Source organism: Amycolatopsis sp. FU40 (genome assembly GCF_021903635.1).
Lineage (GTDB): Bacteria > Actinomycetota > Actinomycetes > Mycobacteriales > Pseudonocardiaceae > Amycolatopsis > Amycolatopsis dendrobii.
The window spans coordinates 8,366,785-8,384,217 of sequence record NZ_CP091381.1 but is presented as its reverse complement, the minus strand read 5'-3'; the positions used below and the strand labels follow the sequence as shown (position 1 = coordinate 8,384,217).

The 17,433-nt window shown below is 68.3% G+C and carries 25 protein-coding genes; 2 read left to right on the top strand and 23 right to left on the bottom strand.

Going from position 1 to position 17,433, the window contains the following annotated elements; translation table 11 throughout:
* Positions 1-78: 78 nt before the first annotated feature.
* Positions 79-1,707 (bottom strand): type VII secretion protein EccB, encoded by a 1,629-nt coding sequence (gene eccB / locus L3Q65_RS39795; RefSeq protein WP_182894646.1) that lies wholly within the window; start codon positions 1,705-1,707, stop codon positions 79-81.
* An 825-nt stretch (positions 1,708-2,532) separates the two neighbouring features.
* On the opposite strand from eccB, the gene eccE reads away from it, so the two are divergent.
* Together eccE and L3Q65_RS39785 are read left to right on the top strand one after the other, a co-directional pair.
* A complete protein-coding gene (gene eccE / locus L3Q65_RS39790; protein ID WP_237597957.1) occupies positions 2,533-3,765 on the top strand; it encodes a type VII secretion protein EccE in 1,233 nt (410 codons plus the stop codon).
* Positions 3,766-3,847: 82 nt separating this feature from the next.
* Entirely contained in the window at positions 3,848-4,567 is a 720-nt protein-coding gene (locus tag L3Q65_RS39785; RefSeq protein ID WP_182894648.1) for a hypothetical protein, read from the top strand.
* Between the two features lie 81 nt (positions 4,568-4,648).
* Here the strand turns inward: L3Q65_RS39785 and truA are convergent, their stop codons facing one another.
* The 22 genes from truA to rplN all read right to left on the bottom strand — a co-directional run bounded on the left by truA (position 4,649) and on the right by rplN (position 17,362).
* Positions 4,649-5,485 (bottom strand): tRNA pseudouridine(38-40) synthase TruA, encoded by an 837-nt coding sequence (gene truA, locus L3Q65_RS39780; RefSeq protein ID WP_220508103.1) that lies wholly within the window; start codon positions 5,483-5,485, stop codon positions 4,649-4,651.
* Between the two features lie 72 nt (positions 5,486-5,557).
* Positions 5,558-6,103 carry a 50S ribosomal protein L17 gene (rplQ, locus tag L3Q65_RS39775; RefSeq protein WP_182894649.1) on the bottom strand — a complete coding sequence of 182 codons (546 nt, stop codon included), beginning with the start codon at positions 6,101-6,103 and terminating at the stop codon, positions 5,558-5,560.
* Between the two features lie 42 nt (positions 6,104-6,145).
* Entirely contained in the window at positions 6,146-7,219 is a 1,074-nt protein-coding gene (locus tag L3Q65_RS39770) for a DNA-directed RNA polymerase subunit alpha (RefSeq protein ID WP_009072342.1), read from the bottom strand.
* 103 nt (positions 7,220-7,322) lie between these two features.
* Positions 7,323-7,928, bottom strand: coding sequence for a 30S ribosomal protein S4 (gene rpsD / locus L3Q65_RS39765; protein WP_009072341.1), 606 nt, complete (start codon positions 7,926-7,928; stop codon positions 7,323-7,325).
* A 23-nt stretch (positions 7,929-7,951) separates the two neighbouring features.
* A complete protein-coding gene (gene rpsK / locus L3Q65_RS39760) occupies positions 7,952-8,356 on the bottom strand; it encodes a 30S ribosomal protein S11 (protein ID WP_009072340.1) in 405 nt (134 codons plus the stop codon).
* An 18-nt stretch (positions 8,357-8,374) separates the two neighbouring features.
* A complete protein-coding gene (locus L3Q65_RS39755) occupies positions 8,375-8,560 on the bottom strand; it encodes a hypothetical protein (protein WP_009072338.1) in 186 nt (61 codons plus the stop codon).
* Complete coding sequence (rpsM, locus tag L3Q65_RS39750) at positions 8,557-8,937, bottom strand: 30S ribosomal protein S13 (protein ID WP_009072337.1); 381 nt, start codon at positions 8,935-8,937, stop codon at positions 8,557-8,559. The genes L3Q65_RS39755 and rpsM overlap by 4 nt, the downstream gene beginning before the upstream one ends.
* Positions 8,938-9,135: 198 nt before the next feature.
* Entirely contained in the window at positions 9,136-9,249 is a 114-nt protein-coding gene (gene rpmJ / locus L3Q65_RS39745) for a 50S ribosomal protein L36 (protein ID WP_004558882.1), read from the bottom strand.
* A 37-nt stretch (positions 9,250-9,286) separates the two neighbouring features.
* On the bottom strand, positions 9,287-9,508 hold the full coding sequence (gene infA / locus L3Q65_RS39740; RefSeq protein WP_004558881.1) for a translation initiation factor IF-1: 222 nt from the start codon (positions 9,506-9,508) through the stop codon (positions 9,287-9,289).
* A 229-nt stretch (positions 9,509-9,737) separates the two neighbouring features.
* Positions 9,738-10,514 (bottom strand): type I methionyl aminopeptidase, encoded by a 777-nt coding sequence (map, locus tag L3Q65_RS39735; protein WP_237600995.1) that lies wholly within the window; start codon positions 10,512-10,514, stop codon positions 9,738-9,740.
* 44 nt (positions 10,515-10,558) lie between these two features.
* Entirely contained in the window at positions 10,559-11,113 is a 555-nt protein-coding gene (locus tag L3Q65_RS39730) for an adenylate kinase (RefSeq protein ID WP_182894650.1), read from the bottom strand.
* On the bottom strand, positions 11,110-12,417 hold the full coding sequence (secY, locus tag L3Q65_RS39725; protein WP_182894651.1) for a preprotein translocase subunit SecY: 1,308 nt from the start codon (positions 12,415-12,417) through the stop codon (positions 11,110-11,112). Before secY ends, L3Q65_RS39730 begins: the two co-directional genes overlap by 4 nt.
* A 745-nt stretch (positions 12,418-13,162) precedes the next feature.
* A complete protein-coding gene (gene rplO / locus L3Q65_RS39720; protein WP_009072329.1) occupies positions 13,163-13,609 on the bottom strand; it encodes a 50S ribosomal protein L15 in 447 nt (148 codons plus the stop codon).
* A complete protein-coding gene (gene rpmD, locus L3Q65_RS39715; protein WP_004558875.1) occupies positions 13,606-13,791 on the bottom strand; it encodes a 50S ribosomal protein L30 in 186 nt (61 codons plus the stop codon). The genes rplO and rpmD overlap by 4 nt, the downstream gene beginning before the upstream one ends.
* Before the next feature lies 1 nt (position 13,792).
* The gene (gene rpsE / locus L3Q65_RS39710) at positions 13,793-14,434 is read right to left on the bottom strand and encodes a 30S ribosomal protein S5 (RefSeq protein WP_009072328.1); all 642 of its coding nucleotides are present in this window, start codon (positions 14,432-14,434) and stop codon (positions 13,793-13,795) included.
* 31 nt (positions 14,435-14,465) lie between these two features.
* Positions 14,466-14,867 (bottom strand): 50S ribosomal protein L18, encoded by a 402-nt coding sequence (rplR, locus tag L3Q65_RS39705; RefSeq protein WP_037816260.1) that lies wholly within the window; start codon positions 14,865-14,867, stop codon positions 14,466-14,468.
* Positions 14,867-15,406, bottom strand: coding sequence for a 50S ribosomal protein L6 (rplF, locus tag L3Q65_RS39700; protein WP_237597956.1), 540 nt, complete (start codon positions 15,404-15,406; stop codon positions 14,867-14,869). The genes rplR and rplF overlap by 1 nt, the downstream gene beginning before the upstream one ends.
* 16 nt (positions 15,407-15,422) lie before the next feature.
* Positions 15,423-15,821, bottom strand: a complete 399-nt coding sequence (gene rpsH, locus L3Q65_RS39695; protein ID WP_020662789.1) for a 30S ribosomal protein S8 — start codon at positions 15,819-15,821, stop codon at positions 15,423-15,425.
* Between the two features lie 106 nt (positions 15,822-15,927).
* A complete protein-coding gene (locus L3Q65_RS39690) occupies positions 15,928-16,113 on the bottom strand; it encodes a type Z 30S ribosomal protein S14 (protein WP_009072321.1) in 186 nt (61 codons plus the stop codon).
* Between the two features lies 1 nt (position 16,114).
* Positions 16,115-16,678: a 50S ribosomal protein L5 gene (rplE, locus tag L3Q65_RS39685; RefSeq protein WP_009072319.1), complete on the bottom strand. Its 564-nt coding sequence runs from the start codon at positions 16,676-16,678 to the stop codon at positions 16,115-16,117.
* 1 nt (position 16,679) lies between these two features.
* Positions 16,680-16,994 (bottom strand): 50S ribosomal protein L24, encoded by a 315-nt coding sequence (gene rplX, locus L3Q65_RS39680; RefSeq protein ID WP_009072317.1) that lies wholly within the window; start codon positions 16,992-16,994, stop codon positions 16,680-16,682.
* Complete coding sequence (rplN, locus tag L3Q65_RS39675) at positions 16,994-17,362, bottom strand: 50S ribosomal protein L14 (RefSeq protein ID WP_004558867.1); 369 nt, start codon at positions 17,360-17,362, stop codon at positions 16,994-16,996. Before rplN ends, rplX begins: the two co-directional genes overlap by 1 nt.
* Positions 17,363-17,433: the final 71 nt, after the last annotated feature.

The following is a 17,433-nucleotide window of genomic DNA, read 5'->3' as shown; positions in this document are numbered from 1 at the left end:
CGGACTGCTTCCCGGCGCTGCCACGTTCAACCCTCCGCTCACCCGGCTATGTCCGAGTGTGACGGACGGAACCCGCCGTCAGTTCCCGGCAGGTTGCTGCTGTCCGGCCGCCTGCTGCTTGTACGAGCCCGCGTTCGGATCGATCGGCACCGAGTCGAACTGCTTCATGACGTTCTGCACGTTCAGCGACGCACCGGTCGGCAGGAGCCCGATGATCGACTCCGGTGCGGGCAGCCGGTTGTTCAGCCCCAGTTCCTCCGCGGTCGCCGCGTCCGGAACGCCGTAGCGGATGCCGCGGTCGGAGATCAGCTGGATCGGGCCCTTGCCGAAGGTCTTTTCGGATTCGGTGGCCGACTGCACCACCGCGCCGTACCCGGTCGGCATGTAGAAACCGGTGATCGGCACGCCGTTCGGGCCGGTGTTGCTGACGCTGATGATCTTCGAAGTGCCGTCGGCGTTCTTCTCGACCGGAATCTGCTTGTTGACGTAGACCGAGGTGTGCGCCTGGGTGTGGTCGGCGCTGAGCGTCCACCCGAGGCACGCCACCGGGGTGGGAACGGCGTCGAGGACGGTCGGGACGACCTTCGGATAGGTGTCGACGTCCACGTAGTCAGGGTCGCCGTTCTGCAGCACCTTAACGTTGTTGATCTTGTCGAGAGTCAGGGTCGGCGTGATGGCCGAACCGCCGCTCTTGGCCGTGCGCACGATGTCCGCGACGGCGGGCGACACCTTCTGGATGCCGCTCTTGGCGATGAGCCAGAACTCCAGCGCGCCGCCGGAGGGCTGGGTCGAGAAGACGCTGCCGACGGTCAGGCCGTCGAAGTTGTTCGACGGCGCCGTGTTCTCGCCGGCCACCAGCGGCGGCACCAGCTTGGTGACCTCGGGGATCGCGTTGAGCAGGGCCTGCGACACCTTGCGCGACTTCGTCGGCAGATGCAGCGCGGCCCGCACCGGGTCGCTGCTGCCGGACGGCACCTCGGCGCGCACGGTGTTCGCGTTCGGGTGGCTCTGCGTCGCGGGCAGCCGGTAGATGAGATACGTCTTGCCGTTGCCCGTGTCGCCGAGCAGCGCCTGGTTCTCCTGCAGCTCGGTGCCGAGCTTGTCGATGCCGGCGATCACGTCCGTGTTGGTCTTGTTGACCGAGTCCTGCTGCGGCAGCGACGGGTCGAGCACGACCTCGTCGCACACCGCCCAATTGGGCGCAGTCCGCTGGTCCATCGACGGGAGCAGCTGCGGGCCGTCCGGGATGCCGGTGAGCTTCTCGCGCGGCATGTTCTTCAACTGTTCATCCGAGACGACAGTCGGGTTCTTCGCCTCGGCCGCCTGCTGCTGGCCGCCTTGGCCGCCCTGCTGTCCCTGTCCGCCCTGCTGCTTCTGCGCCATGAGGATCAGCCGCGCCGACGCGAGGTTGAACGTCGGGATCAGCCGCGCCGGATTCCCCGTGACGACATACACAGTGCCGGACTGCTCGCCGATCACGATGTTGTCCGACGACGGCACCGACGGCGCGGGGCTCAACAGGCCCCACAGCACGAAGACGACGGCGCCCAGCACACCGAGGATCACGCCGACCGCGGTCGCGCGCCCGTGGGAGCGCATCGGGTCGTGCAACATCACCGCGTCGCGGCGGACCAGCGCGGACTGCATCCGGCGCAGGACGAACTTGTATGCCTGAACCTGAGACTTAGTCGTGGGTGTTGATGGCATTCTCGACCTACAGTCCTCCCCGTCGCGGTACGGTTCCGCAGGATAGCCGTACGGGGACCGTCTGGTGTGGGGTTTCTACCAACTCCGGTTAGGGTCAGGCATCCCGGGACCGGCTTTCCGGGTACGCAGCACTCACGAGGGGAAGAGAACGCGCGGATGTCCGTCAGCACGCCTCCACGTCCGCCTGGTCCGCAGGGGCCGCCGCCGCCTCCCGGGGGACGCCCCCCGGGCCCGCCGCAGCGGCCCGGAAGAACCGGCGGCCCCGGCGCGGCTCCCGGCGGACCCGGCATGCCCCCTCGCACTCCCGCTCCCGGCGGCCCGGGCGGTCCCGGCGGACCTGGTGGTCCCGGACGCCCCGGCGGACCGGTCACCCCCGGGCCCGGCGTTCCCAAGCCCGGCGGCCCGGGTGCTCCCGGGGTTCCCGGCGCTCCCGGTCCCGGTGGGCCCAAGCCCGGTGGTCCGGGCGGTCCCGGCGGTCCCGGCGGGCCCAAGCCTCCTCCCGGCGGTCCCAAGCCCGGCGGGCCTGGCGGTCCGGGCGGCCCCACCGGCCCGAGGACGGGACGTCCTGGCGGCGGACCTAACGGTCCGCGCCCCGGCGGTCCCGGCGGCAACGGTCCCGGCGGACCTGGTGGTCCAGGCGGACCCGGTGGACCTGGTGGACCTGGCGGCGGCGGTCCCGGCGGCCCGGGCGGCCCCGGCGGCGGCGGGCCTGGCGGCCCCGGTGGTCCTGGTGGTCCCGGCGGCCCTGGCGGTCCGAACAGCGGCGGCGGCCCGGAAAACAGCGAACCCGCACCGACCGGCGGCGGCGCCGCGACCGCGCTCCGGATGGCCCCGCCCTCGCGGCGGCGCTCCGGCGGCATCTCGCTCGGCCCGCTGCCCGTGGTCAACCTGGTCGTGCTGGAAGTCGGCGTCGCGATCGGACTCGTGCTGCTGGCGATCAACATGCAGCTCAAGTACGTCGCGATCGGTGTCGCGGCGGTCGGCCTGATCCTCGCCTTCCTGCGGGTGGGCGGGCGCTGGTTCACCCAGTGGCTCGCGCTGACGCTGCGGTACCGGTTCCGCTCGCACGGCCGCGTGGCGACCCCTCCGCCGCCGACCAGCATCGAGGAACTCGCCGAGGAAAGCGCGGTCACCGGCCCGGAGGACGCGCGCGTCAGTCTCTTGCGGCTGGCCGTGCCGGACCTCGTGGTGGCGCACGCCGTCGACCACGAACGGCAGGAGGTCGGCATCGCCTGGAACGACGGGACGTGGACCGCGGTCCTGCTCGTCGAGCCGATGCCGGCGATGATCTCCCAGGCGGGCGGCGCTCCCAGCCTTCCGCTGTCCGCGCTCGCGCCGTGCCTGGAAGACCGCGGCGTGCTGCTGGACTCCATCCAGATGATCTGGCACAGCTACCCGGGTTCGGCCGCGATGCCCGCGGACGCCCCGGCGCTCAGCTCGTATCTCGAGGTGCTCGGCCCGCTGCCCGCGGCCGCCCGGCGGACCACGTGGATCGCGGTCCGGCTCGACCCTCGGCGCTGCCCGGAGGCGATCCGGGAACGCGGCGGCGGCGTCGTCGGCGCGCACCGCGCGATGATCGGTGCGCTGTCGCGGGTGCGCAACGCACTGGAGTCCCAGGGCGTGCCGACCCGGCCGTTGGACCCGGACGAGCTGCTGCGCGCCAGCATCTCGGCGGCCGAGCTCACCGCGGTCGCCGGTTCGAACGAGAAGGTCAGCCTGCAAGAGAGCTGGACCGGCGTCACCGCGGCAGGCATCGGGCACTCCAGCTACGCGATCACCGGCTGGCCCAAGGGCAAGATCAGCGGCAGCCTCAACGGGCTGACCAGCGTGCGCGCGCTGTCCGCGACGGTCGCCATGGCGATCTCGCCGTCGGCGGACGAGGGCCGCATCGGCCTGCGCGGCGTGGTGCGGCTGAGCGCCCGCAACCCGCGCGAGCTGGACGCCGCCGACCAGCGGCTGCAGAGCATCGCGGAGCGGCTGGACGTCGACCTGACCCCGATGAAGGGCATGCAGATCTCGGCGTTCTCCGCGACGCTGCCGATCGGAGGGACCGCATGAGCGCCGCTCGCAAGCGAATCATCGTTATTCATGCCGTCGTCTCCCGGGCGACCAGCGTGAAACTCCTTAAGGAGGCGGCGGCATGAGCACGCGAGTTCGTGACGCTGGCCAGAACAACGGCGTCGCTCCGGAGTTCACGGTCGACCCGGCCATGCTCGACGCGATCAGCCCGTCCGGCGACCGCGGCGGCGTCGTCCTCGGTTCCGGCCTCAAGGGCGAACCGCTGACCGTCTCCGCATTGCGCTCGCAGCCGACCCGCATCGTGCTCGTCGGCGGTCTCTACCTGGCCCGCCAGGTCGCGATGCGCGCCATGGCGACGGGCGCGTGGGTGGTTGTGGCCACTGGACGTCCCGCGGCGTGGCAGGTGCTGCAACAGGCCGCCGGAAGCCGCGACGGACGCCCGTCGCCGCTGGTGCAGATCCGTCGGCTCTCGCCGGTCGAACTGCCGCGCCCGTCCGAGGACGCCCCGCTGCTCGTCGTGACCGACGGCGGACCGACCCCGCAGGACCTCTTCCCGCCCCGGTCGCCCTGGCAGACCACGGTGTACGTGCTGCCCTACCTGCACCCGCAGGCGGGCACGACGGCGAACGCCGCGGACCTCGTCCTGATGCAGCGACTGCCCGCCGGACAGGCCGAATTGGCGGCCCGGATCTGGCGGCTGCCGCCGCAGATGATGCGCCAGCTGACCACGCTGAAGGACGACCAGGTCGTCGCGCTGGGCACGAATCTGTGGCGTCCGCTGCGGCTGGTCACGACGCAGAAGGAACAGCAACTGCTCGGGCCGGTTCGCCGAGGCGACTGACTTTCTTTCGACAGCGAAAAGTCCGTGAGGGCCTCCTTCAGGGAATCTGATTCCCTGAAGGAGGCCCTCACGGCTTTCCGGCTACAGCTCGGTCGACGACCGCACATTCCGAGTCTGCTCCGCCCGCGCGGCCAGCAGCTCGTCCGGCGGGTAATCCACCGCCGTCAGTGTCAAGCCGTGCGCCGGGGCGACCGCGCTCTCCCGCGAGCCGCTCGCCAGGACCTCGCCGGGCCAGCCGGTTCCACGGCGCCCGTCCCCTACCAGCAGCAAGACCCCGACCAGGCTGCGGACCATCGAATGGCAGAACGCGTCCGCGCTCACCTGGACTTCCAGCAGATGCTCGTCGATCCGAGTCCACTCCAGACGCTGCAGCTCGCGGATCGTCGTGCCGCCTTCGCGCTGTTTGCAGTACGCGGCGAAATCCTGCAGCCCCAGCAGTTCCGCGGCGGCGGCGTTCATCCGCTCTGTCGACAGTGGACGACCCCAGGCCAGAGTGTCGTTGCGGCGCAACGGGTCGACACCCCACGGAGCATCGGAAACCCGGTAGCGGTAGTGGCGGCGGATGGCCGAGAACCGGGCATCGAAACCCTCGGGGGCCACACTCGCCTGCAAAACCCGCGCATCGGCGGGCAAAAGTTTGTTCCAGCGCCCGCGCATGCGCGTCAGGTCCGGGATTCCCCGTTCGTCCACCGGAATCCGGCCCGGCGCACCGGGCGCGAACGGGACGACGTCGACGTGCACGACCTGGCCCGTCGCGTGCACCCCGGCATCCGTGCGGCCCGCGACGACCACGGATTTCGGCACCGACTCACCCGGTGGCTGACGCTGCAGCGCCTGCTCCAGTTCGGCCTGCACGGTGCGCCGGCCGGGCTGACGCGCCCAGCCGGAGAAGTCCGTGCCGTCGTAGCTCACGTCCAAGCGCAGACGAACGAGCCCGCCCTCCCCGTGGGGAGCGGCGGGCTCGTCCGATGTAGACAGTGCCGGCAGGACTCAGTCCTTCTTGGCGTCGGCGTCGCTCTCGGAGGCAGCGGCCTCGTCAGCGGCCGGAGCCTCTTCGGCAGCCGGGGCCTCTTCGGTCGCGGCAGGAGCCTCCGCGGCTTCCTCGGCGACCGGAGCGGCGGCGACCTCGTCCTTGGCGAACTTGGTCTTGCGGGCCCGCTCGGCCTCCGACGTCACGGTCTTCTCCGCGACCAGTTCGATGACGGCCATGGCGGCGTTGTCGCCCTTGCGCGGCATCGTCTTGGTGATGCGGGTGTACCCGCCGGCGCGCTCCGCGAAGTGCGGGCCGATCTCGGCGAACAGCTTGTGCACGACGTCCTTGTCCCGGACGACCTTCTGCACCAGGCGACGGTTGTGCAGGTCGCCCCGCTTCGCCTTGGTGATCAGCTTCTCAGCCAGCGGGCGGACCCGCTTGGCCTTGGCCTCGGTCGTCGTGATCTTGCCGTGCTCGAACAGCTGAGTGGCCAGGTTGGCCAGGATCAGCCGCTCGTGCGCGGCAGACCCGCCGAGCCGGGCTCCCTTGGTAGGGGTGGGCATGACTTTCTCCTAGTTCAGCTCACAGCGTCCGGGCACGAGGCCTCAGAGCTGCTCGGTCTCTGCGTAGTCCTGGCCATCGTCGTGGCCGTCGTCCGAAATCCCGCCGCCGATGCCGGCGACCCCTTCCGACCAGCCCTCGCCGTCGTAGCTGGTGGCAGCCGCGGACGGGTCGAACCCGGGCGGGCTGTCCTTCAGCGCGAGGCCGAGGCCGACGAGCTTCAGCTTGACCTCGTCGATCGACTTGGCGCCGAAGTTGCGGATGTCGAGAAGGTCCGCCTCGCTGCGCGAGACCAGCTCGCCAACGGTGTGGATGCCTTCGCGCTTCAGGCAGTTGTACGACCGGACGGTGAGGTCCAGGTCCTCGATCGGCATCGCGTAGGCGGCGATGGTGTCCGCCTCCTGCGGCGACGGGCCGATCTCGATGCCCTCGGCGTCGACGTTCAGCTCGCGAGCGAGACCGAACAGCTCCACCAGCGTCTTGCCCGCCGAGGCCACCGCGTCGCGCGCGGTGATCGACGGCTTGGTCTCGACGTCCAGGATCAGCTTGTCGAAGTCGGTGCGCTGCTCGACACGGGTGGCCTCGACCTTGTAGGTCACCTTCAGCACCGGCGAGTAGATCGAGTCGACCGGGATCCGGCCGATCTCCGCGCCCGCCTGCTTGTTCTGCAGGGCCGGAACGTAACCGCGGCCGCGCTCGACGACGAGCTCGATCTCGAGCTTGCCCTTGCCGTTCAGCGACGCGATGTGCAGATCCGGGTTGTGCACGGTGACGCCCGCGGGCGGCACGATGTCGGCAGCCGTGACCTCACCCGGGCCCTGCTTGCGCAGGTACATGGTGACCGGCTCGTCCTCTTCCGAGGACACGACCAGTTCCTTCAGGTTCAGGATGATGTCGGTGACGTCTTCCTTCACCCCGGGAACGGTGGTGAATTCGTGCAGCACGCCGTCGATGCGGATGCTCGTCACGGCCGCGCCCGGGATGGACGACAGCAGCGTGCGCCGCAGCGAGTTGCCGAGCGTGTAGCCGAAGCCGGGCTCCAGCGGTTCGATGGTGAACCGGGAGCGGGTCTCGTTGACCGTCTCTTCGCCGAGAGCCGGCCGCTGGGAAATCAGCATTCCTTAATTCCTTTCCAGACGACGCCCGCCATATGACGTCGAAGGGATGGCGTGGCGGCGGCGCACTGGACGCCGCCGCCCCGTAACCAGTCGCAGAGACCGGTTACTTCGAGTAAAGCTCGACGATCAGCTGTTCCTGAACCGGAACGTCGATCTGCGCGCGCTCCGGGAGCTGGTGGACCAGCACGCGGAGGTTCGACGGCACGACCTGCAGCCAGGCCGGGACCGGGCGCTCGCCGAAGGCTTCCTTCGCCGCCACGAACGGCAGCATGCCCATCGACTTCGGCCGCACGTCGATGATGTCCCACTTGGTGACCTGGTAGGACGGGACGTTGACCTTGACGCCGTTGACCAGGAAGTGGCCGTGGCTCACCAGCTGCCGCGCCTGACGGCGGGTGCGGGCGATGCCGGCGCGGTAGATCACGTTGTCCAGCCGGGACTCAAGGATCTGCAGCAGGTTCTCACCGGTCTTGCCAGGACGCCGCACGGCTTCCTTGTAGTACCGGACGAACTGGCGCTCGAGAACGCCGTAGGTGTAGCGAGCCTTCTGCTTCTCCTGCGACTGCAGGAGGTACTCGGACTCCTTGATGCGCCCGCGGCCGTGCTGGCCCGGCGGGTAGGGGCGACGTTCGAACGCCTGGTCGCCGCCGATGAGGTCAACCTTGAGGCGACGCGAAATACGTGTCGCGGGGCCGGTGTAACGAGCCATTTCTTAGTACTCCTCCCCGTTCCTCAGACCCGGCGCCGCTTGGGCGGGCGGCAGCCGTTGTGAGGCTGCGGGGTCACGTCCTGGATGGTGCCGACCTCGAGGCCGGCCGCCTGCAGCGAGCGGATCGCCGTCTCGCGGCCCGAACCCGGGCCCTTCACGAAAACGTCGACCTTCTTCATGCCGTGCTCGGCCGCCTTGCGGGCGGCGTTCTCGGCGGCCATCTGCGCGGCGAACGGGGTCGACTTGCGCGAGCCCTTGAAGCCCACGTGGCCGCTGGAGGCCCACGCGATCACGGCACCGGTCGGGTCCGTGATGGAGACGATGGTGTTGTTGAAGGTGCTCTTGATGTGCGCGTGACCGTGCGCGACATTCTTCTTTTCCTTGCGGCGGACCTTCTTGGCCCCCGCAGTGCGGGACTTGGGTGGCATTGTCTGAGGGTTCTCCTGTTAACGCGCGTTCTCTTGGTGAGCGGCGACCGCTTCCTGCTGCCCGCGCCGGATGATGGATCCGGCGTCGGTGTAGAGGTTCCGCAGCGCCATCGGGCGGGCGTAGAGCGCCTTGGGCGAGACACAAGCCGTGGAGCGCCGGACGGAACCGCCCATGCGAACGACCTTCTTGCCCTGGGTGCTCACTTCTTGCCAGCCTTCTTCTTGCCGGCGACCGTCTTCTTCGGGCCCTTGCGGGTGCGGGCGTTGGTCTTGGTGCGCTGCCCGCGCACCGGAAGACCGCGACGCCAGCGCAGACCCTGGTAGGTCCCGATCTCGATCTTGCGCCGGATGTCGGCGTTCACCTCACGGCGAAGGTCACCCTCGACCTTGAAGTTTTCGTCGATGTAGTCCTTCAGCTTGACGAGATCCTCGTCGCTGAGGTCCTTGACGCGGGTGTCGGCGTTCAGCTCGGCAGCAGCGATCATCTGCTTCGAGCGGGTACGGCCGATCCCGTAGATGTAAGTCAGCGCGATCTCCAACCGCTTCTCGCGGGGGAGGTCGACGCCAGCGAGTCGTGCCACTGGTGCTCCTTCTTCGGGTTCGTCTTCAGGTCTGCTCCCCGTCCGGTTCCGGAACCGACTCGCCTGTCGTGCCCGCGGCTTGCGCCGCGGGTGTCCCGGCCCCGGCCTGAAGTCCGGGGGTGCACCGGACCGCTTTCGCGGCCCGGCAGGTACGGGGAGGGTGGGTTAGCCGTCAAGCGGCCTGCTGCAGTGCGGTTCTCAGCCCTGACGCTGCTTGTGACGCAGGTTCTCGCAGATCACCATGATCCGGCCGTGACGGCGGATCACCTTGCACTTGTCGCAGATCTTCTTGACGCTCGGCTGGACCTTCACGTCTTCCTGCTTCCTGCTCTGCTCGGCTCTGGCGTGATCACTTGTAGCGGTAGACGATGCGACCACGGGAGAGGTCGTAGGGCGACAGCTCCACGACGACCCTGTCTTCGGGCAGGATGCGGATGTAGTGCTGCCGCATCTTGCCGCTGATGTGTGCCAGGACCTTGTGGCCGTTCTCCAACTCGACGCGGAACATCGCGTTGGGGAGCGGCTCGACCACGCGGCCTTCGACCTCGATGGCCCCGTCTTTCTTAGCCATGTCCTCCGCAATCCCTGATGCACGCTTGATGTGCACAGCGTGATCGGTTTTGAGCTCGAGTCCTTGCTTACTGGGTGGTGCTCGGCCACACTCGGCCCCGGGTCCATGAGGTTCGCGAGAATTCACGAGCATGCTGGAACCGGCGCATGAGCGCGCCGACTTGACAGTGTACGCAACCCGTGCAGTACCCCGTCGACCGGGGTGTAAGTAGACCCGTCTGAGTGGCCGCTCAGGCCTCTTCGGGCAGGGTGAGCACCCAGGGACCGTCCTCGGTGATGGCGACGGTGTGCTCCCAGTGCGCGGCGCGCGAACCGTCGATGGTGACGACCGTCCAGCCGTCTTCCAGTTCGAGGGTTTCGCCGCTGCCGCCGGTCAGCATGGGCTCGACCGCGAGCGCCATGCCGGGCTTGAGCCGGGGGCCCTTGCCGGGTTTGCCGACGTTCGGCAGGAACGGCTCCATGTGCATCTGCCTGCCGATGCCGTGGCCGCCGTATTCGAGGATCTCGCCGTACTCGCGGCCGTCGTCCTCGCCGGCTTGGCGGGCGGCGGTCTGCACGGCGAACGAGATGTCGGTGAGCCGGGAGCCCGCGCGAACGGCCTCGATGCCCGCCCACATGGCGCGTTTGGTCGCCTCGGACAGCTGCCGGTCCGACTCGGCGACCTCGCCGATCTCCAGCGTCACCGCGGAGTCGCCGTGCCAGCCGTCGAGGATCGCGCCGCAGTCGACCGAGATCAGGTCGCCCTCGGCGAGCACCTGCTTGGCCGACGGGATGCCGTGCACGATCTGCTCGTTCACCGACGCGCAGATCGACGCCGGGAAGCCGTGGTAGCCCTTGAACGAGGGCACCGCGCCGGCGTCGCGGATCGTCTGCTCGGCCAGTTCGTCGAGCTCGGCCGTGCTGACCCCGGGCCGCGCGAGTTCGCGCACGGCGGCCAGGGTGCGGGCGACGACGAGACCGGCCGCCCGCATGGCCTCCAGCTCGCCGCGGGTCTTGACCTCGATCATGCGCCCGCGGCGGAGCACTTGCAGAACACGCAATCCTCCGAGATTCACGTGCGGTCGCGCAGCGCTTTCAGCACGCGGTCCGAGATCTCCTGCACCTCGCCGACGCCGTCGACCTTCACCAGGATGTCGGCGTAGTACTCCAGCAGCGGCGCGGTCTCCGACACGTACACCTGCTGGCGGCGGCGGATGACGTCCTCGGTGTCGTCCGAGCGGCCGCGCGACATGAGCCGGCCGACGACGACGTCCTCGGCCACGTCGAGCTGGATGACCGCGTCGAGCTTGGTGTCGGCCTCGCTCAGCATCTCGCCGAGGACCTCGGCCTGCTTGGTGTTGCGCGGGAACCCGTCGAGCAGGAAGCCTGCCTTCGCGTCCGGTTCGGCCAGCCGCTCGCGGACCATTTCGTTGGTCACCGAGTCCGGCACCAGTTCGCCCGAGTCCAGGTACCGCTTGGCCTCCTGGCCGAGCGGGGTCTCCTGGCCGACGTGCGCCCGGAAGAGGTCGCCCGTCGAGATGTGCGGGATCCGCAGCTGCTCGGACAGGGCAACCGCCTGCGTGCCTTTGCCCGCGCCGGGCGGTCCGACGAGAACCAGTCGCGTCACTTCAAGAACCCTTCGTAGTTGCGCTGCATCAGCTGGCTTTCGATCTGTTTCACGGTGTCGAGCCCGACGCCGACCATGATCAGCACAGCCGTGCCACCGAACGGGAAGTTCTGGTTGTTCCCGCTGCCGGTGAGGGACAGGAAGAAGTTCGGGAGGATCGCGATGATGCCCAGGTACAGCGAGCCGGGGAGGGTGATCCGGCCCAGCACGAAGCTGAGGTACTCGGCGGTGGGACGGCCGGGCCGGATGCCCGGGATGAAGCCGCCGAACTTCTTCATCTCTTCCGCACGCTCGTCCACGTTGAACGTGATCGTGATGTAGAAGTAGGTGAAGAAGATGATCAACAGGAAGTAGAGCAGGATGTGCACCCAGCTGCTCTGGTTGACCAGGTAGTTCTGAATGAACGACTGCCAGCCCGCGTTGCTGTTCGGGTCGCCGATCAGCTGGCTGAGCAGCTGCGGCAGGTACAGCAGCGACGAGGCGAAGATGACCGGGATGACACCGGCCTGGTTCACCTTGATCGGCAGGTAAGTCGAGGTGCCGCCGTACATCCGGCGGCCGACCATGCGCTTGGCGTACTGCACCGGGATCCGGCGCTGGCCCTGCTCGACGAAGATGACGCTGGCGATGATCACCAGACCGAACGCGAGGACCACGACCAGCGCGATGCCGCCGCCGTTGCTGATGATGTTGGCACCCTCGGCCGGGATGCGGGCCGCGATGTTCAGGAAGATCAGGACGGACATGCCGTTGCCGACACCGCGCTCGGTGATGAGCTCGCCCAGCCACATCATCACCGCGGTGCCCGCGGTCATGGTGACCACGATCAGCGTCAGCGAGTAGATGCTGTTGTCCGGGATGATCGGCTGCGAGCAGCCCTGGAACAGGGTGCCGCGGTCGGCCAGCGCGACCACGCCGGTGGCCTGGAGGATCGCCAGCGCGATCGTGAGGTACCGGGTGTACTGGGTCAGCTTGTTCTGGCCGGACTGGCCTTCCTTCTTCAGCTCCTCGAACCGAGGGATGACCACGGTGAGCAGCTGGATGATGATGCTCGCGGTGATGTAGGGCATGATGCCCGTCGCGAACAGCGACAGCTGCAGCAACGCACCGCCGCTGAAGAGGTTGAGCAGCTGGTACACGCCCTGCTGGTCGGCCTGTGCGGTACAGGCCTGCACGGCGGCGAACGAGACCCCCGGAGCCGGGATGGTTGCACCGATCCGGTAGACCGCGACGATGGCTAGCGTGAACAGGATCTTCTTGCGTAGATCCGGCGTCGCGAGAGCCGAGCGGAATGCGCTGAGCACGCGGGGGACCTCCTCGGCGTCGTCGGTCGTCCCAACCGACGATCGGCTTGGCCGGTACGAGACCGGCGGGATGTCTGACTCACTGGCAAGCCAGGAACGCTTCAGGGCAAACAGGCCCGGAAGCGTGCCGCCGACTCTAACAGCTTCGCATGGGCCGCCCGCAGCGCGTGTGCGTTTTACGTCTCAGTGCGCGGCACTCCGGCAGCACTGAGCCGCAGGTAGGGCCGGTCGGAGCACAGATGATCACCTGTTCGGCCCGCACCGTTAGGCGGGATTCCGCGCAGCAGCACGGAAAACCAGCAACCTTGGCAAGTCGTAAGGGACCCTCACGGACCCTGATTCCCTCCAGGGTTCCCCACAGGACCCGCCCAGCCGCACCACACCCGACACCGCCCCAATGTGGCGTTGGGTGCATCCCACGCACCCAATGTGGCATTCGGTGCATCTGACGCACCCAATGCCACATTGGGGCGCAAGCCCCACCACCTACGACACCGCAGCCGACACACCCAACCAGCGAGGCACCCAGCCCCTCCCCCAACCCCGATACGAAGCCGCCCTGCGGTTCGGGGGTGCTTGTCAAGGCATCTTTCCCGCCTTGACAAGCACCCCCGAACCGTCAGCACAATCGGCTAACGGGGTGCGCCACGCAACCACCGCGGCAATGTCGCCGCCAGGCGACAAGCCGAAAACAAAGCGGGCCCGCCCGGAAAACCGGACGGGCCCGCTCTAAAACGCAGCCAGATCAGCTAACGGTGGCCGAACCACCAGCAGCCTCGATCTTCTCCTTGGCGGAGCCGGAGAAAGCGTGCGCGGTCAGTTCGAGCTTGACCCCGTTCAGGTCCCCGTTGCCGAGAACCTTCACCAGCTTGCCCTTGCGAACAAGCCCGTTGGCGGCCAGCTCCTCCGGACCGACCTTGCCCCCGTCGGCGAACACGCGGGCGATGTCGCCCACGTTCACCGGCTGGTACTCGGTGCGGAACCGGTTCTTGAACCCACGCAGCTTCGGCAGCCGCATGTGGATGGGCATCTGCCCACCCTCGAACCCGGCGGGCACGTTCTTCCGGGCCTTGGTGCCCTTCGTGCCGCGGCCCGCCGTCTTGCCCTTCGAGCCCTCACCACGGCCGACGCGGATCTTGTCGCGCTTGGCGCCAGGAGCCGGACGAAGGTGGTGGATCTTGATGGCGGTCATGCCTGGACCTCCTCGACCTCCACCAGGTGGCGGACGGTGTGGATCAGGCCGCGCACCTGGGGGGTGTCCTCACGCACGACGCTCTGGCGGATCTTGCGCAGCCCGAGGGTGCGCAGCGACTCGCGGTGAGCGTGCTTCGTGCCGATCTTGCTCTTGACCTGAGTGACCTTGAGCTGAGCCATGTCAGACCCCCTGGCCGGCACGCTGACGCAGCATCCGGGCCGGGGCGACGTCCTCGAGCGGCAGACCGCGGCGAGCGGCCACCTCCTCCGGACGCTGCAGCCCCTTCAGGGCCGCCACGGTCGCGTGCACGATGTTGATGGCGTTGTCGGAGCCGAGCGACTTCGACAGCACGTCGTGGACGCCCGCGCACTCCAGCACCGCGCGCACCGGACCGCCGGCGATGACGCCGGTACCAGCGGAGGCGGGACGGAGCAGCACGACACCGGCGGCTTCCTCACCCTGGATCGGGTGCGGAATGGTGCCGGCGACGCGCGGAACGCGGAAGAAGTTCTTCTTCGCTTCCTCGACGCCCTTGGCGATGGCCGCGGGAACTTCCTTGGCCTTGCCGTAGCCGACGCCGACCTGACCGTCGCCGTCGCCGACGACCACCAGAGCGGTGAAGCTGAAGCGACGACCGCCCTTGACGACCTTGGCGACGCGGTTGATCGTCACGACCTTCTCAAGGTGCGGGGTCTTGTCCTGGGCCGCCCCGCCACGGCCGCCGTCGCGCCGGTCGCGACGGTCCCGACGGTCACCGCGGTCGTTGCCGCCCTGACCCGGTCCGCCCTGGCCGCCGCCGAATTGCCGTGTACGTCCCGGCATCAGGCTTTCCTTCCATTCACGAGCATGTGCATCAGAACTTCAACCCCGCCTCGCGGGCGGCGTCGGCGAGCGCGGCGATGCGGCCGTGGTAGGCGTTGCCGCCACGGTCGAACACCACGGCCTCGATGCCGGCGTCCTTGGCGCGCGAAGCGACCAGTTCGCCGACCTTCGCCGCCTTGGCCTTCTTGTCGCCCTCGAAGGACCGCAGGTCCGACTCGAGGGTGGACGCCGACGCCAGCGTGTGACCGGCGAGGTCGTCGATCACCTGCACGGTGATGTGCCGCGAGGACCGCTTGACGACCATGCGCGGACGCACCGGCGTGCCGCTGATCTTCTTGCGGAGACGGAAGTGCCGACGGGTCTTGGCGACGCGGCGGCGGGTCGAGATGTCCTTGCCGACCGGCTTGCGCTTCGTGGTAGTCGTGTCGCTCATCACTTACCCGTCTTTCCGACCTTGCGGCGGATCTTCTCACCCTCGTACCGCAGGCCCTTGCCCTTGTACGGGTCCGGGCGGCGCAGCTTGCGGATGACCGCGGCGGTCTGGCCGACCTTCTGCTTGTCGATGCCGGAGACCGAGAACCGGGTCGGCGACTCCACCTTGAAGGTGATGCCTTCCGGGGCCTCGATCTTGACCGGGTGGCTGTAGCCGAGGGCGAACTCAAGGTCCGAGCCCTTGGCCTGCACGCGGTAACCGACGCCGTGGATCTCGAGCTTCTTCTCGTAGCCCTGGGTCACGCCCACCACGAGGTTGTTCACCAGCGTGCGGGTGAGGCCGTGCAGGGCGCGGCTCGTGCGCTCGTCGTCCGGGCGCTTCACCAGGAGGGCGCCGTCCTCGTCGCGCTCGACGACGATCGGCTCGGCGACAGTGTGCTCCAGGGTGCCCTTCGGCCCCTTGACCTTGACGTTCTGGCCGTCGATGGTCACCTCGACCCCGGAGGGGACGGCGACCGGCAGCTTTCCGATGCGTGACATGTCTGTGCCCCCTTCCTTACCAGACGTAGGCGAGGACTTCGCCGCCCACGTTGTTGCGCTTGGCCTGCCGGTCGGTCTGCAGGCCGCCGGACGTCGAGATGATCGCGACGCCGAGGCCGCCGAGAACGGACGGCAGTTCGGTCGATTTTGCGTAGACCCGCAGACCCGGCTTGGAGACGCGGCGAAGGCCGGCGATGCTCCGCTCGCGGTTGGGGCCGTACTTCAGCTCGACGACCAGGTTCTTGTGCTTCTCGCCCGGCTCGTCGCGGTAGCTCGCGATGTAGCCCTCGCGCTTGAGGATCTCGGCGATGTTCGCCTTGATCTTCGAGTGCGGAAGCACGACCTCGTCGTGGTACGCCGAGTTCGCGTTGCGCAGACGCGTCAAGAAGTCTGCGATCGGGTCGGTCATCGTCATGGTGACCTGTCAACCTTTCTCGCCTGGTTCCCCGCCTCGCCCGGCCGGAGAGGTCTCCGGCCGGGTCGGCGGGGCCTGTGGCGAACTGGGAATAGAGTTTCGAGCCTTACCAGCTGGACTTGTGAACGCCGGGCAGTTCGCCCGCGTGCGCCATCTCCCGGAGGCAAATCCGGCACAGGCCGAACTTGCGGTACACCGAGTGCGGACGACCGCACCGGTTGCAACGGGTGTAGGCGCGCACCGCGAACTTCGGCTTCTTCGAGGCCTTGCTGATCAGCGCTTTCTTGGCCATCTCAGTTCTCCTTGAACGGGAAACCGAGCTTGCGCAGCAGCGCCCGGCCCTCGTCGTCGGTGGTGGCGGTGGTGACGACGGTGACGTCCATGCCACGGGGGCGGTCGATGTCGTCCGGGTTGATCTCGTGGAACATCGACTGCTCGTTGAGACCGAACGTGTAGTTGCCGTTGCCGTCGAACTGCTTGGCCGAGAGGCCGCGGAAGTCGCGGATACGGGGCAGCGCGATGGTCAGCAGCCGGTCGAGGAACTCCCACATCCGGTCGCCGCGCAGCGTGACGCGCGCGCCGATCGGCTGGCCCTCGCGCAGCTTGAACTGCGCGATGGACTTGCGGGCCTTGCGGATCTCCGGCTTCTGCCCGGTGATCAGGGCGAGGTCGCGGACCGCGCCGTCGATCAGCTTGCTGTCCCGGGCGGCGTCCCCGACACCCATGTTCACGACGATCTTCACGACGCCGGGAATCTGGTGCACGTTGGGGATGGAGAACTCCTTCTGGAGCTCGCCCTTGATCTCTTCGCGGTACCGGGTCTTGAGACGCGGCACGATCTTCTCTGCGGTGGTCATGTCAGATGTCCTTGCCGTTCCGGCGCGAGACCCGGACCTTCTTGCCGTCCTCGCCGATGCGGTAGCCCACCCGGGTCGGCTTGCCGTCCGAGTCCACGACCATCACGTTCGAGACGTGGATGGGCGCTTCCTGGGTCACGATGCCGCCGGACTGCGCGCCGCGCTGGGTCTGGGTGATCCGGGTGTGCTTCTTGATCCGGTTGACACCTTCGACCAGAACGCGCTCACGGTCCGGGTAGGCCTGGATGACCTTGCCCTTGGCGCCCTTGTCCTTGCCGGCGATAACGACGACCGTGTCGCCCTTCTTCACCTTCATCACAGCACCTCCGGCGCGAGCGAAATGATCTTCATGAACTTTCGGTCGCGCAGCTCGCGGCCCACCGGGCCGAAGATGCGGGTGCCCCGGGGCTCGTTGTCGTTCTTGATAAGCACGGCGGCGTTCTCGTCGAACCGGATGTAGGAACCGTCCGGACGACGGCGCTCCTTCACCGTGCGGACGATGACGGCCTTGACGACATCGCCCTTCTTCACCCCGGCGGCCGGGATGGCGTCCTTCACGGTGGCGACGATGATGTCGCCGATGCCGGCGTAGCGCCGCCCGGATCCGCCGAGCACGCGGATGCAAAGGATTTCCTTCGCGCCCGTGTTGTCGGCAACCCGAAGCCGCGACTCCTGCTGGATCACGTCAACTCCTGTATGTCGCGCTGGTTCTCGCCTGTCGGCGAGCCTTGCGGAACCAAGGACTCCGAGGAGCC